Source organism: Enterobacter sp. UPMP701 (genome assembly GCF_053709515.1).
In genome coordinates this window covers 953,316-968,582 of the sequence record NZ_JBSKJN010000001.1, presented here as the reverse complement: position 1 = coordinate 968,582, position 15,267 = coordinate 953,316, and the positions used below count along the sequence as shown (strand labels likewise).

At 57.7% G+C, this 15,267-nt stretch carries 15 protein-coding genes; 7 read left to right on the top strand and 8 right to left on the bottom strand.

The genetic code is table 11. The annotated features are described in order from the left end of the window. Positions 1–11: 11 nt before the first annotated feature. Positions 12–1,436 (top strand): aminobutyraldehyde dehydrogenase, encoded by a 1,425-nt coding sequence (gene patD / locus ACWKXT_RS04725; protein ID WP_454531817.1) that lies wholly within the window; start codon positions 12–14, stop codon positions 1,434–1,436. A 39-nt stretch (positions 1,437–1,475) separates the two neighbouring features. Here patD and ACWKXT_RS04720 read toward each other — a convergent pair whose 3' ends face one another. Genes ACWKXT_RS04720 through ACWKXT_RS04710 form a run of 3 tightly spaced genes read right to left on the bottom strand, consistent with a single transcriptional unit; the run spans position 1,476 to position 2,370 of the window. After that, positions 1,476–1,658: a DUF1869 domain-containing protein gene (locus ACWKXT_RS04720; protein WP_003856955.1), complete on the bottom strand. Its 183-nt coding sequence runs from the start codon at positions 1,656–1,658 to the stop codon at positions 1,476–1,478. A 4-nt stretch (positions 1,659–1,662) separates the two neighbouring features. Further along, complete coding sequence (locus ACWKXT_RS04715) at positions 1,663–2,016, bottom strand: DUF1971 domain-containing protein (RefSeq protein ID WP_454531816.1); 354 nt, start codon at positions 2,014–2,016, stop codon at positions 1,663–1,665. 27 nt (positions 2,017–2,043) lie between these two features. Continuing rightward, on the bottom strand, positions 2,044–2,370 hold the full coding sequence (locus ACWKXT_RS04710; protein ID WP_454531815.1) for a DUF1971 domain-containing protein: 327 nt from the start codon (positions 2,368–2,370) through the stop codon (positions 2,044–2,046). A 244-nt stretch (positions 2,371–2,614) separates the two neighbouring features. Between ACWKXT_RS04710 and ACWKXT_RS04705 the strand changes: the two genes are divergently transcribed. Both ACWKXT_RS04705 and ACWKXT_RS04700 read left to right on the top strand, forming a co-directional pair. Then, a complete protein-coding gene (locus ACWKXT_RS04705; protein WP_003856960.1) occupies positions 2,615–2,788 on the top strand; it encodes a GhoT/OrtT family toxin in 174 nt (57 codons plus the stop codon). 86 nt (positions 2,789–2,874) lie between these two features. Further along, on the top strand, positions 2,875–3,630 hold the full coding sequence (locus tag ACWKXT_RS04700; protein ID WP_454531814.1) for an alpha/beta fold hydrolase: 756 nt from the start codon (positions 2,875–2,877) through the stop codon (positions 3,628–3,630). 30 nt (positions 3,631–3,660) lie between these two features. Here the strand turns inward: ACWKXT_RS04700 and ACWKXT_RS04695 are convergent, their stop codons facing one another. Genes ACWKXT_RS04695 through ACWKXT_RS04685 form a run of 3 tightly spaced genes read right to left on the bottom strand, consistent with a single transcriptional unit; the run spans position 3,661 to position 10,170 of the window. Beyond that, entirely contained in the window at positions 3,661–5,835 is a 2,175-nt protein-coding gene (locus ACWKXT_RS04695) for a virulence factor SrfC family protein (protein WP_454531813.1), read from the bottom strand. Then, complete coding sequence (locus tag ACWKXT_RS04690; RefSeq protein ID WP_454526707.1) at positions 5,832–8,813, bottom strand: virulence factor SrfB; 2,982 nt, start codon at positions 8,811–8,813, stop codon at positions 5,832–5,834. Before ACWKXT_RS04690 ends, ACWKXT_RS04695 begins: the two co-directional genes overlap by 4 nt. Before the next feature lie 4 nt (positions 8,814–8,817). Further along, positions 8,818–10,170 (bottom strand): SrfA family protein, encoded by a 1,353-nt coding sequence (locus ACWKXT_RS04685; protein ID WP_454531812.1) that lies wholly within the window; start codon positions 10,168–10,170, stop codon positions 8,818–8,820. A 283-nt stretch (positions 10,171–10,453) separates the two neighbouring features. Here ACWKXT_RS04685 and ACWKXT_RS04680 point away from each other — a divergent pair, with 283 nt between their 5' ends. Beyond that, positions 10,454–12,052, top strand: coding sequence for an ABC transporter substrate-binding protein (locus ACWKXT_RS04680; protein WP_454531811.1), 1,599 nt, complete (start codon positions 10,454–10,456; stop codon positions 12,050–12,052). Between the two features lie 55 nt (positions 12,053–12,107). Then, positions 12,108–12,341 (top strand): YdcY family protein, encoded by a 234-nt coding sequence (locus ACWKXT_RS04675; protein WP_454531810.1) that lies wholly within the window; start codon positions 12,108–12,110, stop codon positions 12,339–12,341. Between the two features lie 3 nt (positions 12,342–12,344). On the opposite strand, the gene ACWKXT_RS04670 is transcribed toward ACWKXT_RS04675, so the two are convergent. Together ACWKXT_RS04670 and ACWKXT_RS04665 are read right to left on the bottom strand one after the other, a co-directional pair. Continuing rightward, positions 12,345–12,794 (bottom strand): DMT family transporter, encoded by a 450-nt coding sequence (locus ACWKXT_RS04670; RefSeq protein WP_454531809.1) that lies wholly within the window; start codon positions 12,792–12,794, stop codon positions 12,345–12,347. Next, positions 12,791–13,309 (bottom strand): N-acetyltransferase family protein, encoded by a 519-nt coding sequence (locus ACWKXT_RS04665; protein ID WP_454526712.1) that lies wholly within the window; start codon positions 13,307–13,309, stop codon positions 12,791–12,793. Before ACWKXT_RS04665 ends, ACWKXT_RS04670 begins: the two co-directional genes overlap by 4 nt. A gap of 148 nt (positions 13,310–13,457) precedes the next feature. Between ACWKXT_RS04665 and ACWKXT_RS04660 the strand changes: the two genes are divergently transcribed. Together ACWKXT_RS04660 and ACWKXT_RS04655 are read left to right on the top strand one after the other, a co-directional pair. Next, positions 13,458–14,033 (top strand): helix-turn-helix domain-containing protein, encoded by a 576-nt coding sequence (locus ACWKXT_RS04660; RefSeq protein WP_454526713.1) that lies wholly within the window; start codon positions 13,458–13,460, stop codon positions 14,031–14,033. A gap of 65 nt (positions 14,034–14,098) precedes the next feature. Then, on the top strand, positions 14,099–15,139 hold the full coding sequence (locus tag ACWKXT_RS04655; protein WP_454526714.1) for an NADP-dependent oxidoreductase: 1,041 nt from the start codon (positions 14,099–14,101) through the stop codon (positions 15,137–15,139). Positions 15,140–15,267 lie beyond the last annotated feature (128 nt).

Here is a 15,267-nt window from a genome sequence, read left to right as displayed (position 1 = left end):
AGGACAATGCTATGCAAACACATCTGCTGATAAAGGGTGAACTGGTTGCCGGAGAGGGAGAGAAACAGCCGATCTATAACCCGGCCACCGGTGAGGTGCTGCTGGAGATTGCTGAGGCCTCAGCGGCTCAGGTCGACGCGGCGGTTCAGGCCGCCGACCGGGCTTTTGTGGTGTGGGGGCAAACGACACCGAAAACGCGCGCCGAGTGCCTGCTGAAGCTGGCGGATGCGATTGAAGCGCATGGTGAAGAGTTTGCCCGGCTCGAATCCCTTAACTGCGGCAAGCCGCTGCACTGTGCTCTGGGCGATGAGATTCCGGCGGTGGTCGACGTATTTCGTTTCTTTGCCGGGGCCGCGCGCTGCCTGAACGGGCTGGCCGCCGGAGAGTATCTTGAGGGCCACACGTCGATGATCCGCCGCGACCCGGTGGGCGTGGTAGCCTCTATCGCGCCGTGGAACTACCCGCTGATGATGGCGGCATGGAAGCTGGCGCCTGCGCTGGCGGCCGGTAACTGTGTGGTCATCAAACCTTCTGAAATCACGCCGCTGACGGCGTTAAAGCTGGCGGAGCTGGCAAAGGATATCTTCCCGGCAGGCGTTCTCAACGTGCTGTTTGGTCGCGGTAAAACGGTGGGCGATCCGCTGACCAGGCATGAAAAAGTGCGCATGGTGTCGCTGACCGGTTCGATTGCTACCGGGGAGCATATCATCGGCCACACGGCGTCCTCCATTAAGCGCACCCACATGGAACTGGGCGGTAAAGCGCCGGTTATCGTGTTCGACGATGCTGATCTGGACGCGGTTGTGGAGGGCGTGCGGACGTTTGGTTTCTACAATGCAGGGCAGGACTGTACGGCGGCCTGCCGTATTTATGCCCAGAAGGGGATCTCTGCCCAACTGGTGGAAAAGCTCGGTGCCGCCGTCGCCAGCCTCAAAATGGGGGCGCCGGAAGATGAGTCTACTGAGCTCGGTCCGCTGAGCTCGGCTGCGCATCTTTCACGCGTCTGTCAGGCGGTTGAGGAGGCGAAAGCGCTCGGTCATATTCGCGTAGTGACGGGCGGAAGCAAAAAAGAGGGGGCGGGCTACTATTTCCAGCCAACCCTGCTGGCCGGGGCGAAGCAGGAGGATGCCATCGTTCAGCGCGAGGTGTTTGGCCCGGTAGTGAGCGTCACCGAATTCGACGATGAAGCGCAGGTGCTGGCCTGGGCGAACGATTCGCAGTACGGTCTGGCGTCGTCGGTCTGGACTCAGGACGTGGGCCGTGCCCATCGGCTGAGCGCACGCCTGCAGTACGGCTGCACCTGGGTGAATACCCATTTTATGCTGGTGAGCGAAATGCCGCACGGCGGCATGAAATTGTCCGGCTATGGAAAGGATATGTCGGTGTACGGGCTTGAGGATTATACGGTTGTCCGGCACGTAATGATTAAACACTAGAAAATCATGCCCGGCGGTCAGCATCGCCGGGCGTTTGTTTTACCAGCCACACACCTCGTGCTCATTTTCCGTATCGTAAGCGCGGACGGTATTCACCAGATCTTTCACCACATCTGCGGCGACATCGGGGATGAGCAACTCCATCGGAGCCTCTGTTTCATAATCCACCGAGACGCCGTTGCTGTTGTTGGTCACGGTCACTGTGTACGTTGCTTTACCCACGCGGTTACTCCTTATGTGTATTGACCACTTTGCCGATGCCCGCGCCCTGAAGCGTAACGTCAGGATCGGCAAAAAAGTCGATATTGAACCAGGTATTGTCGGTCAGTAGCTCAATGCGATGCCATTTTTCCGGCGGTGAGATGCCAAACGATCCGGCTTCAATCACCAGCTCCAGATCCGGTTCGGTCGCGGTCGCGTCAGGGAAGCCAAAATAGCGCACCGCCCCCTGCATCACCGACAAACGGCCATATACGCTGGCTTTCGTATTATGGTGGGTGAAAAGGGCTTTTGGCGCGGTGTCTTTGTTCCAGAATGGAGTGGAGCGGGTATGAACAAAATTCTCAGGGATACGTAGCATAAGGGTTTCCTCCTAAATAAAAGCCGCTTAAAGCGACTTCAATACCTCTGGTTCGACGAAAAATTCAATATTGAACAGCGTGTCGTCGCTCATCACCTCGATGTGATGCCATTTCTCAGGGGGAAAAACACCGAAGTGGCCAGCCCTGATAATCAATGTCCTGTCAGGCTCAGGGGCATGTTCATCAGCATAACCCAGGTAGCGGACGGCGCCCTGCATAACGGACAGACGGGGATAAACGCCCGGACGGGTACCCGTGTCGAGATGACGCTGAAAGATCCCGGCAGGGGCGGTTTCTTTATTCCAGAAAGGGGTGGAGCGGGTATGAATACAACTCTGCGGAATGCGTAGCATATGGCCTCCCATGGATGTCTGCCTTTATTAGACGCCGTTGCGGAAGAGAATATTTATCAAAAAGTGCATTTAACATGCATGTTATCAATAAAGATAATGGGTGGCTCCCCCTGTTTGTTATACAAAATACTCAGTTGTTATTAGCCTTAATTTTTAAGTGGTTATTATGTAATTAAAAAACTTGATCTGTATCAACATATGACGCATATTGCGTGCGGTTATTTTTTCGGCTCTGGTATTCAGAATGACGTTGTATCAAAAGATGTTGGTTTTTTACGCAATCATGGCTTCCATCTGCGCATTAATTACCTGGTTCCTCTCTAAAGACCGCAAACGTATCCGTCTGCTCAGCGCGTTTCTGGTGGGATCAACCTGGCCGATGAGCTTCCCCGTAGCGCTCCTGATCTCGCTTTTCTGAAGCACGCTTCCATTTTTAAAAGATGATTATGGCATTCCGGATATGATGACTGTATAAATACACAGTGCATCGTAAAAGGAGTGCTTATGAACAGTTTTTACTCGCAGCAGGCCCGTTGCACCGTGCGCTGGCATGACTTGCCCGGCACCGGCGATCCCGTGGTGTTTATTCATGGGCTGGGCTGCGCCTCTTCCTATGAATATCCCCGCGTCGTTCGTGACCCTCAGTTTGGCGGGCGCAGAACGATTCTCATCGATTTACCCGGCAGCGGTTACAGCGATAAGCCCGAGCACTACAGCTACAAAACCACCGATCAAGCGCGCGTTGTGGCGGAGCTGATTGACCATCTGAAACTGGATGCCTTCTGGTTATACGGCCACAGCATGGGCGGCAGCATCGCGATTGAAACAGCAGGGCTGGTGGCAGCGCGGGTTAAAGGCCTGATCGTGTCGGAGCCCAATTTTCACGCTGGCGGTGGCATGTTCAGCCGGTCTATTGCGGCGCAAACCGAACAACAATTTGTGGCGCAGGGTTACGGTGACATGCTCCGTGCAGAAAAAACGGCGTGGGCCGGGTGCCTGCAAAGTAATGCGCCTTATGCAGTCTGGCGCGGCGCATCGAGCCTGGTGGCGGGCGTTGAGCCGGACTGGGAGACGCAATTTCTGTCGTTGCCTTGCCCGGTGACGTTGATTTTTGGCGAGCTCTCTCTGCCGGATGACGATGTGGATCGTCTGAAGCAGAAGGGCGTTGAGGTCAAAATCATCCCTGCTGCGGGGCACTCCATGTCGTGGGAAAACCCATCGGCACTGGCGCAGACGTTAGCGGAGTGTATGGCGCGGTGAAAATGGCCCGCACTCCTGCGGGCCGAAATCTCAGCGTAATAATGACTGCAGAGCCCTGCGTGCGTCAGGCTGAACATCATGCGGATGCTGATAATCAATGTTCTCTATCGCGCGGCTATAGAGGGCGACCAGCCAGTCGTAAACGTACGCGGTGGCCGCATGGACAGGCTGCTCTCCCAGGCGCGTCAGGCGCGGCGCGGCACTGCTAACCACGGGCGTAACAAAAATTGCCTGTCCCTTGCGGATGCGGCTTGCCGGACGCTCTGCTGACGGCGTCTGGTCGTAACCCAGCCAGCCAACGAAATTGCCCATCACGGCATGCAGTTGCGCAGCGCTGCTTTTATCCGCGTCTACAATCCGCCGAAGCTGCTGAGGCAGATCCAGCCGGTAGCTGGTCACCACCAGTACATCCGCGATGTGCTGCAACATTGTGGTCTCAAGCCCAAGGCGCGCGGCAGCGGCCTCGTTGCGGCTCCACTGTCGCAGATGATTTATCCAGACTCTGTGTGCCAGACGCGCTTTGTCTTTTGTCTGGTGCAGGCCAGGATTTTCCTGAGGGGTATCGGCGAACAGGTCAATCGCATCCGTAAACAGTCCGTTGACCTGCTCCTCGCGAGGCTGCTGTACGGCCAGCAGCGCCTCAAACGCCTTCAGCGGCGGAAGTAGACCTTCCAGCAGCTCGCCGTGGCGGGCGGCGCTGCTTTGCAGCGTGCGCACCATGTTTTCGGCCTGAGCACGCCGGGTACCCGGCTCCTCAACCAGCGGGGCCAGATAACCCTGCATCAGCGCCGGGAGCTCCTGGCGCAACAGGCCTTTCAGCGTGCTGAGACGCTTCTGCCGCTGGGCGGGGAGCGTCGCCTGCGACAGCCACTCGACAACGCGCAACAGGCTGTGGCTGTCCAGCGCCTGCAGTGTCCCCCAGCGCAGGCCAGGCTTACCCAGCAGATGCTGTACGGCCTCATCAAGATTCTGTCGGGTGGTAAAGCGGGCGTCATGAGGGGTGATCGCCCACACCAGACCCGGCAGGGCAGACTCTTCGGAAAGCTGGGTCTCTTTAACCCAGTTCGTTAACGCTTTTGCTTTTTTGGCCGTCTGCTGGTGCTGCGCAGTTGCATTGCAGATAACCAGGACATCGGGCTGCAGCTGCTGGCGGTAATGCTCAAGCAGCCACGGATATTTGGCCTGCAGCAACGGATCGGCACTGCTGTCTTCAAAGACCGGAATATCAATAATGTCCACATTATCCAGCGCGCAGTTCTCAACGGGCAAAACCAGCTCGCGGGTCAGGAAGGCAAGCACGTCGACGGGGATGCTGATAGCGTTGAGCAATTCGCCGTCGTTCAGCGGATGCAGCAGCGTCTCCTGGGCCTCCTGCTGGGTTAAGGTGCCGTGCGTCAGGAACCCTTCGCCGGGCAGGCCAAAGCTGTCTACCAGCAGACTTAGCGGCGCGGCAAGCTCTCGCGCATGGCTGGTCTGATGCAGAACATGAGCAAGCTTAAGCCACTGCTGGGTTAACTCCTGTTGCTCCCCCCACAGCAGCGACCAGACGCTGGCTCGGGTGCTAAGATCGAGCGATGGGATCAGCTGGGCAAACTGATGCCACAGGGCATCATCAATTTGCTGTTTCGCGGCAGGTACCGTGCTTTGCCAGAAACGCGCAATCGCACCCACTTCCTGCGCCGTAATACCGGGTACGCTCTGGGGCTGGCGCAGGCCGCGCCATTTCTCCAGCCGCGTCTCAATCACCGCCTTATCCACCGCGCGCATCTGCGGGTGCAGCGTCGTGCGGGCAATAAACAGCTGTACCAGCTCGGCCTCGGTGACCAGGCTCAGACGCAGCGGGAACGCCTCATCCGTTACTTCTGCGTTTTCCCGGGTGAAGCGGATAGCCATGTTGGTCAGGGCGTGTCCCGGATTGATATGCGAGAAATAGTCAAAGGTGCGCTGGCCCGGCGTCACGTTCAGGCGACCGTTGCCGCTGCCGCACAGCGACTGCAGCAGGTGCGCTTTGGCACTTTGCGAATGACCGTAAAGCCCAATGCTGCTCCTGCGGGTCAGGGCGCGTTCAATGGCCTGCTCCCGCGCCTGCACCGCGTTGATGCGAGCAAGCAGGGCGTCAGCATCGTTATCCAGCACAGGGGCGTTCAGGCGCGTCTCATTAATCCACCCGATTAAGGCCTGAGTGGTGGTCGTCGTCGCTGTCATTTCAGGTATACGCTCCCGCTGTCGATCCAGTAGTGGCTGCCGCTGTGTCGGCGATCGGCCAGAGTATTCAGTTTGAAGGTTAGCGCGTCAGGCGCAACCGGCGTGCCGTCCTGCAGCCAGGCATCGCTCAGCTCGAAGGACTCAGGGCCCTCCTGTTTGCCGCCGCCGCAGAGCTTAAGACGCACGTTGAGCACGCCGTCTCCGGCAATCGCTTTTGCCAGCTCAGCCGAGTTGATGCTGAGGGTATAGAGCGGCGTGGCGGGCCAGCGCGCGTTCGCCAGCTGGCGGAAGCCGAGGGTGACGTTACCGCGCAGGGGGAAGTGCAGCCTCGCGTCGAGCTTCGCGCCCGGCTTATCCAGGTCGATATCCTGATACCAGACGTTCTCCTCGCGCAGGGTATTGACGGTGTTATCCAGCACGCCCAGATAACGCACGGTGGAATATGCGCCAATGTCTGCGGCTTTAAAGTTAAAACGCGGCAGACGCAGGTCGAGTGCCAGGCTGCAGAGCATGGCCCCCACGGCAGCCGTCGATTTCGGGTTGCCAATGCGTCCCTGCTGGCTGAACGGGTACCATTCATGAACCTGATATTTGTCCAGCCAGACGATGCGATTGACCGGCACCGGCTGCAGGTGTCGAATCAGCGCCTGAACGCCAGGCAGGCAGCCCGGGCGCCCTGTGATCAGCAGAACATCGCAGCTGTAGTGGGAAATCGCCTCGCACACCGCATGAAGCGGAGAGGTGAGCGTAAACTGGCCAGCCAGCATCGCATCCTGCATTTCGCGGAAATTCACGTGCAGCGGCACGGCGAACAGGTCGAAAGCGTCTGAGCCCGTCGGCAGGGCGTGATCGATCGCCTGTTGCAAATAATTCATCACGTTGCGGGTCGGCTTCTGCAGCAGGAGCTCGCCGAAGGTGGCATGCAGACCGGCCAGCGGATCGTCAATGTCGCTGGCTTCCCAGGCGGCAAGAATGGCATGACCAATCGGCATAAAGAGCTGAAGCGCCGTTTGCTGGCGCAGTACCGCCTGGGTATCAATACGCCCGGAATCGCCGAACAGCGACGCCATCAGCAACGAGGCGTCCGCAATGCCGGATTTCTGCAGTTGCGTTTGCAGGGCGGGCAGGACATAGCGCTGAATCACGTCCAGCAGAGTATCGTCGCCCGCCACCTTAAACCCTTCGCGGAACAACAACTGCGGCGTGATTTTGACGTTATTACCGGAACCGTCATCAAGCTGATAGTGGGTAATCGCCATATCCGTGGTGCCACCGCCAATGTCGATAGAGGCGACGCGTAATGCGCGGCCCGGCTGCACGCCCGGCTCTGGTTCACGGTCCGTGCGGGCGAGGGAGGCGAAAAAGGCTTCCGTCTGGCCGCCAAAGCGGGAGATGGCTTCGTTATACAGCCAGACCAACTGGCCGCAGCTGGCTTCATCCCATTCCATCTGAATTTCAGGTACCGGCACCACGCTTTTTTCCTGCTGTTTGCGGGTGGCAAAATCCTCGTCCTGCGGGTGCCAGCCCATCGCTTTCCAGACGATGGCAATGGCTTCAAACATACGGCGACGGAAAATCTCGCGCTCCTGCTTCGGCATGGCCGAGGGCAGGGTCAGGATCAGGGTGCGCAGCTGGCGCGGCGAGGCCGGGAAGCCCAGACGCAGGCGCGTGGCAACGCTGTTGATCTGACCCAGCGCCTGCGCCAGCAGTTCGCACAGCATGTGCGTCATCAGCGTGCTGCGGCTGTACTGCGGCGAAAAGACCGGCAGGCGTTCATCCTGCGGCAGCGTAAACAGCGGCTCACCGTCATCGTTCATCAGGTTCATCAGCGGGAACGCCGTGGCAAGCGGCTCACGCTGGGTTTTGCCATTCATCTGGCTAAAGCGCCAGTCCTGCACAACCGGCGTTTCATCCCACAGGTAGCGACGCGGGCTGGAGATACCGCTGTTGCCTTCAGTTCCCAGACGCTGCATCGCCAGCTTGCGGGCTTCATCACCCACGCGAACAATCGACGGCCAGACAAACGCATCTTCGCGGCCGCTTTCCACCGAGAAGTGCTGCTTGCCGAAACGCGCTTCGGAGAATTCGAGACGGCTGGTGAACAGCGGTTCGTTGAGGAACTGTGGTTCGCTTAACGAACGGACCTGCAGCTCGGCGGTCTGCCGCAGCCCGTCGTTTGCATCACCGTGGTCTTCGATGATGACGCCACAGGTGTGAGTATTCCCCACGTCAAGGATCAGGTCGACCGGAATGGCTGGGGTACTCAGCGTATGGGTGACAAATTTCACCTCCGGCACGGTAAGCTGTTCACCGAGCATAGTGAGCAGGTTAAGCCAGTGGGCCTGATATTCAAAACTGCGCATCGCCTGATGCAGGTCACGTTCAGAGCGGTTTTCAACGCCGTCGGCATACTGGGTAAATGCCTCGCGCAGCCAGCCGTCAATCCAGGTCTGGTCGAGGAAGCTTTCTACTTCAGTATCGCGCCAGGCCAGCGCAAAGCGGGTTCCGTTCAGGATATCGTTTTCAACCGGCGACAGGGCGGAGGTGGCATGCTCCGCGATCTGGCTGTCGAGCGCGAGGGTGACGCGGTGGGTGTTGCCAGCCGCATCGGGTTTCTCCAGTTTACGCACCTGCACGCGCGCCCAGTTATCCGGGCCATCGACAAAGGTCCGCGGCGGGTTGAAGCGCAGGAACGGCACAGGAAGCCAGACGCCGTCCAGCACCGCAAGGGACTGATTCAGCGGTATGGTGGTTTCCGGCTTAACCACTTCAGGCTGCCCGCCGTTCATCCCCGGCAGGGTATAGCGCCCGTTCACCAGGTCAAAATCGAGTCGCAAAAGGGGGCCGTTCGCGGTTTTACGTACGAAGCGCCCGTTGCTGGCGGTGTCCTGCGGCGTCAGGCCGAAATCAAGGAACTGCACGCCGCTATTGGCAATAAGCGTGACGCTTTGTTTATAGTCGCAAAGATTTACCAGCATAAGATCAGGCACCTGCTTTCTTGAACGTCAGTGGAACGACGGTGTTGGCATCATAGCGAGCGCGACATTCTGCGATATCGCTGGCACCTGCTTTACAGGCGACTTCCGGCATCGGGTAGCGGGAACCATCGGTGCAGCGGGCATGACCGCGACTCTTAATCATCAGCTCGCCATTGCTGTGCAGCCCGGAGAAGATCTCCGCGCGGCAGACGATGTTGTCGCCGTGCACGACGCGGGCGAAGCCCTTATTCTTCTGGATTTGATAGCGCATTGACGGCGGTTTGCCGGTTATCGGATCTTTCACGTCAAGGATGGCGCGCCAGGTGCCGTTGAGGAAGCGCGTTGAACCGGCTTTCACCTGGCTGGCTTCCATCACCATGGCATCTTTCGGGATGGCGACAATCACCACCGGCGCAGCTTCAGGTACAGGCGCTGGGTCTTTTTCTTTGTTCGCCACGACCTCAGCCTGGTGCAGGGGTAAAGTCATAGCCAGCGGCTCCACCGCTTTGATCGGTTTTGGTGCGATAGCCACGGGCTCAGGTGCCGGTGCAGGCGCTGGCTCTGCGGAAGGGGCCTGTTTTGGCCATAGCAGCGGTGCGGCAACGGCGGCAACGATGACGGCGGCAACCGGCAGGGTCCACAGCGGTACGCGGCGCTTTTTCGCTAAAATTGCGGGGACTGGCTCAGCCGCCGAAGGAGCAATGACGGGAGCAGGCTCTGGCTCATACAGTTCTTCCGCAGTAATGCGCACCGTCGGGGTCGGGGCGACCAGAGGCTCGTCCGCTTGCTCGAAGGTAATGACCGGGGGCGCTTCCGGCTCGGGCTCAGGCTCGGGCTCGGGCTCTTCAATGACAACCGGGGCAGGCTCAGGGATCAGCGATTCACGCAAACAGTCGAGCGCATCGTCCCGTGCGTTTTCATTCAGGTTTACAAAGCCCCAGAAGCACAGGACCGGCTTTCCATCGACCAGATAAACGAAATTCTCGCCGGGAAACTGAAACGCCTTCGTCAGCAGCGAGCCGAAAAGCTGTTGTGCCGTTTTGGGCGACTGGAGGCATTTCTTGCTTAATGACTCAACGCTGGCAAGCGTACTTTCCAGGTAGCGCAGGGCGCGATAGCGGTCGTCTTCACTGGCTGCCTTCCAGCTGGTGACGCTTCCCTCCACCGGAGAATACCAGTCTACGCGGTCGCCGCTGTCGTTGACCTGAGGAATAGCCAGACAGTCGACGATGGCCTGCTGTTTGCGCAACCGGAGCGCTTCCCGGATTTGTAACGCTGATTCAAAAACGGCCTGTCCGCCGCCGCCAACGGCCTGAAAATCATCCAGATTACCGCTGCGTAAAAGAGTTTTTGCCACGATTTGATCCCATATACTTCTTCACTCCCTTACTTTAACCAAACCAAGAAGCAAACAAACGGAGGAAGAGACGCTAAAAGCGCCGATTTCTTGCGGCATAGATCGTGACGGTTGTGCTTGACGAATAACGGGCCTTAAGGCAAATCGCCTTTTTCTGCACTGGCGGGAAAACCAGCAAAAAATGCGGCTTTAGAATAACCTGATAGTGTTTCGTTATTTGCCAGGTCATAACGGCTGTGCTGTTATTACTGTCCACTATAATAAAACCGAAAGGGTTATAACCATGTCTACAGGGAAAACGCTGCTTGCCCTTGCGCTGAGCGCTCTTTTACCAGCCGGTGCCGCATGGGCGGCAAACAACGACACCATTATTTACTGCTCCGAGGCATCCCCCGAGTCGTTCAACCCGCAAATTGCCAGCTCCGGCCCGTCGTTCGTGGCCAGCTCACAGGTGCTGTACAATCGCCTGATCAATTTCGACCCGGTGAAAAACACCCCGGTACCGTCACTGGCGGAATCCTGGACGATTTCGCCGGACGGAAAGACCTATACGTTTACTCTGCGTAAAGGAGTGAAGTTCAACAGCAATAAATACTTCAAGCCGACCCGCGACTTTAACGCCGATGACGTTATTTTCTCGGTAATGCGTCAGAAAGACCCTAAGCATCCGTACCACAATGTCTCACAGGGCAACTACGAATACTTTAACGACGTTGGGCTCGACAAGCTGATTCAGGACGTTAAAAAGGTTGATGATTACCACGTCCAGTTCACCCTGAGTGAACCGAACGCCGCGTTCCTGGCCGACTGGGGGATGGATTTCGCCTCGATCCTCTCCGCCGAATACGCCGATGCGATGCTGAAAAAAGGCACGCCGGAGAATGTGGACACCTGGCCGATCGGTACCGGGCCGTATGTGCTCCAGCAGTACAAGGTGGATTCGCTGATCCGCTACGTCGCTAACCCGAACTACTGGGATGGCGAGGTGCCGACCAAACATCTTATTTTCTCCATCACACCAAACGTGGAAACCCGTCTGGCGAAGCTGCAGACCAACGAGTGTCAGATTATCCCTGCGCCGTCTCCGGTCCAGTTTGACGTCATTAAAAAGAACAAAAATCTGACCCTGCACTCCGTCGACGCGCTGAACGTGGGTTATCTGGCGTTTAACACTGAGAAAAAGCCGTTTGATAACGTGCTGGTGCGGCAGGCGCTGAACTACGCGACCGACAAGAAGGCTATCGTCAATGCGGTCTTTATGGGCTCCGGTACGGTGGCAAAATCGCCGATCCCGCCAAATATGCTGGGCTTTAATAAAGATCTGCCGGATTACAGCTACGATCCTGAAAAAGCAAAAGCGCTGCTGAAGCAGGCCGGGCTGGAGAAGGGCGCCGAGGTCACGCTGTGGTCAATGCCGGTTCAGCGTCCATATAACCCTAACTCGCGTCGTATCGCGGAGATGATCCAGAGCGACTGGGCGAAAGTCGGCGTGAAGGCCAAAATCGTCTCTTACGAGTGGGGCGAATACCTCTCCGGGATGCGCAAAGGTGAGCACGACTCGGCGCTGTTCGGCTGGATGTCCGATAACGGCGACCCGGACAACTTTGCCGATGTGCTGCTGGGCTGCAACAGCATCAAAACCGGGTCAAACGCCGCGCGCTGGTGCGATAAGGGGTATGATTCCCTGGTGCAAAAAGCGAAGCTGACCAGCGATCCGGCCGAGCGTGCGAAACTGTATAGCCAGGCGCAGGAGATTTTCTACCAGCAGGCACCGTGGATCGCGCTGGCAAATGGCAAAACGTTCTACGCGACCCGCAGTAACGTGACCGGATACAGCGTGAGCCTGATGGGCAGCGATTTCTCTAAAGCGAAGCTGAACTAAGCATTTATTGCCGGGTAAGGCGAAGCCGCCACCCGGCAATTCACAAGGAGTGACAATGTCACATTTAAACGAAGTTATCGCCCGTGTGGATGCTGCCATCGAAGAGAGCGTCATCGCCCACATGAACGAGCTGCTGATTGAACTGAGCGATGATGCCGATCTCAGCCGTGAAGATCGCTACACCCAGCAGCAGCGTCTGCGTACCGCGATTTCGCATCACGGTAAGCAGCATAAAGAGGAGATGGACGCGCGCCTCGATCAGCTGACTAAAGGCGGCACCATTCTGTAGCGCTCAAAACTGACGTCGTGCCACCAGCCACGCGCCGACGACCAGCATCACCGCGCCGCATACCGGGCCGATCAGGGCGCGCAGAGGAATGCCGTTGCTTCTCAGCACGTCCATGACCAGCCCGCCAATCAGCTGGCTTGCCACCAGTACGGCGATGGTCGTTGCCGCGCCAACGTTCTGATACCCGCTGATGCTGGCAAAAACAAAAAACGACCCCAGCAGCCCCGGGATCAGCATCCACCAGCGCACCGTTGCGGCCAGTTCACTGAACCCGGCGAAGCCCTGTTTCAGCAGCAGAATGCTGACAAACAGCACAATGCCGACCAGCGAATTCAGCAGCATCGCGATAAGTATCGTGGAGGAGGACTGGGTGATACGCACCATGAGAGTGTTTTGCACCACCAGACCGATTCCCGCCGCCACGAGGAACGCCAGCGTTAGCGACTGATTCATGGGATCGCGTCCGGGTCGCTGCGCTCATCCAGCTGCAGCTGCATAAAGGTTAAGTCCAGCCAGCGGCCAAACTTGGTTCCCACCTGTGGCATTTGGCCGGTGGTCACAAAGCCGAGCGTTTCGTGGAGGTGAATGGAGGCCTGATTTTGCGCTTCAATACCGGCGACCATCACGTGTTTGCCGATGGCGCGGGCTTCGTTAATCAGCGCGTTCATTAACGTGCGGCCAATGCCCTTGCCCTGGTGATCGGGGTGGACGTAAACCGAATGCTCGACCGTATGACGGAAACCGTCGAAGGCGCGCCAGTCACCGAAAGAGGCGTACCCGGTGATCGCACCGTCTTCCTCACTCACCAGAACCGGATAGCCCGCGAGCGTGCGCGCCTCAAACCAGGCGATTCGGTTATCGGTATCGACGGTCTTATCGTTCCAGATCGCGGCAGTATGCAGCACCGCGTGGTTGTAAATCTCTCCTATTGCAGCGCAGTCTTCTTTGCAGGCATGACGAACGATCATGATTAAACCTCAATGAGTTGTTCACTATAGTATTACGGTATTGCTACGATATTACACAAGTGTACCGCATGTGCGCTACGTTATAAGCCCTCATTTTTTGTTATCAGAACCCCATTGAAAAGCCATTCATACACTATAGTATGACGTCATGAATACAATAACAGACACAATGAATCAGCGTATTAGCGCCAGAATTCGCCTTGAACGCGAATCACGCGGTTGGTCTCTGAGCGAGCTGGCGGAGCGGGCTGGCGTTTCACGCGCCATGATCCACAAAATAGAACGCGGCGACAGCAGCCCGACGGCGACTTTACTTGCTCGCCTGTCAGGCGCGTTTGGGATCAGCATGTCGACCCTGATTGCCAGAGCCGAGATGCAGGAGGGAAAACTTCTGCGTCTGGCGAATCAGCCCGTCTGGCGCGACCCGCAGACGCACTATCTCCGCCGCCATGTTTCTCCCCGTACCGATCTGCCTATCGACCTCGTTCAGATTGAGCTGCCCGCGGGGAGCGACGTCCCGATGCCGGCATCGTCCTATGCCCTGGCGCGTCAGCTTATCTGGCTGCAGTCCGGTGAACTGGTCTTTCAGGAGGGCGACACTCGCCACGAGATGCGTGCCGGGGATTGCCTGGAACTGGGGCCACCAAATGACTGCCGGTTCATTAACGAAACGAACGAAACCTGTATCTATCTGGTTGTACGGCTTAACCAGTCTGGCGCGTAATGTTAAGGCGATAACGCCGATCGTGAGCCAGGCTGTAATAACATTTGTACCAGAAGGAGAACCCGATGAATCACTCTGTTTCGCAAAACCGCCGCTGGGTACTGGCCTCTCGTCCACAGGGCGCGCCGGTGGCGGAGAATTTTCGTCTGGAAGAGCAGGCCGTTCCTGCACCTCAGGCGGGGCAGCTGTTGCTGCGTACCGTCTGGCTGTCGCTGGACCCGTACATGCGGGGCCGCATGAGCGATGCGCCATCCTATTCACCGCCGGTTGAAATTGGTGCGGTGATGGTAGGGGGAACGGTTAGCCGCGTAGAAGAGTCAAACCATCCCGACTATAAAGCGGGTGAATGGGTGCTGAGCTACAGCGGCTGGCAGGAGTATGCGCTTTCGGACGGCAGCGGCCTGGTTAAACTGGGCGATAATCCCTCCCATCCCTCCTGGGCGCTCGGCATTCTGGGTATGCCAGGCTTTACCGCCTACATGGGTCTGCTGGATATTGGACAACCGAAAGCGGGTGAAACCCTGGTGGTCGCCGCAGCGACGGGCCCGGTTGGCGCGACAGTCGGGCAGATAGGTAAAATCAAAGGTTGCCGCGTGGTCGGCGTAGCCGGTGGGGCAGAAAAATGCCGCCACGCCGTTGAGGTTCTCGGGTTTGACGCGTGTCTGGATCATCACGCGGCGGATTTCGCTGAGCAGCTGAAACAGGCCTGTCCGAAAGGCATTGATGTCTATTATGAAAACGTCGGCGGGAAAGTGTTTGACGCCGTGCTGCCGCTGCTGAACACCTCCGCGCGCGTGCCGGTTTGCGGCCTGGTGAGCGGCTACAATGCAACGGGGCTGCCTGACGGGCCGGATCGTTTGCCGCTTCTGATGGGCACCATTCTGAAGAAACGCATCCGGATGCAGGGCTTTATCATTGCCCAGGACTACGGTCACCGCATTCATGAGTTCCAGGAGGAGATGGGGCGCTGGGTGCAGGAGGGCAAAATCCACTACCGTGAAGAGATCACCGACGGGCTGGAGAACGCCCCCGAGGCGCTGATTGGCCTGCTGGAAGGACGAAACTTCGGCAAAGTCGTGATTCGCGTCGCGCCTGACAATAAATAAACAGCAATATGGCGGGGTTTCCCGTCATATTTATTTGTGAAGATACGATATATTGTCTTTAATAAATGGACATAGCTTTTCGCGCCATCATCCCGGATGCGCCCGAAACTGATAAAAAAATCATTTTG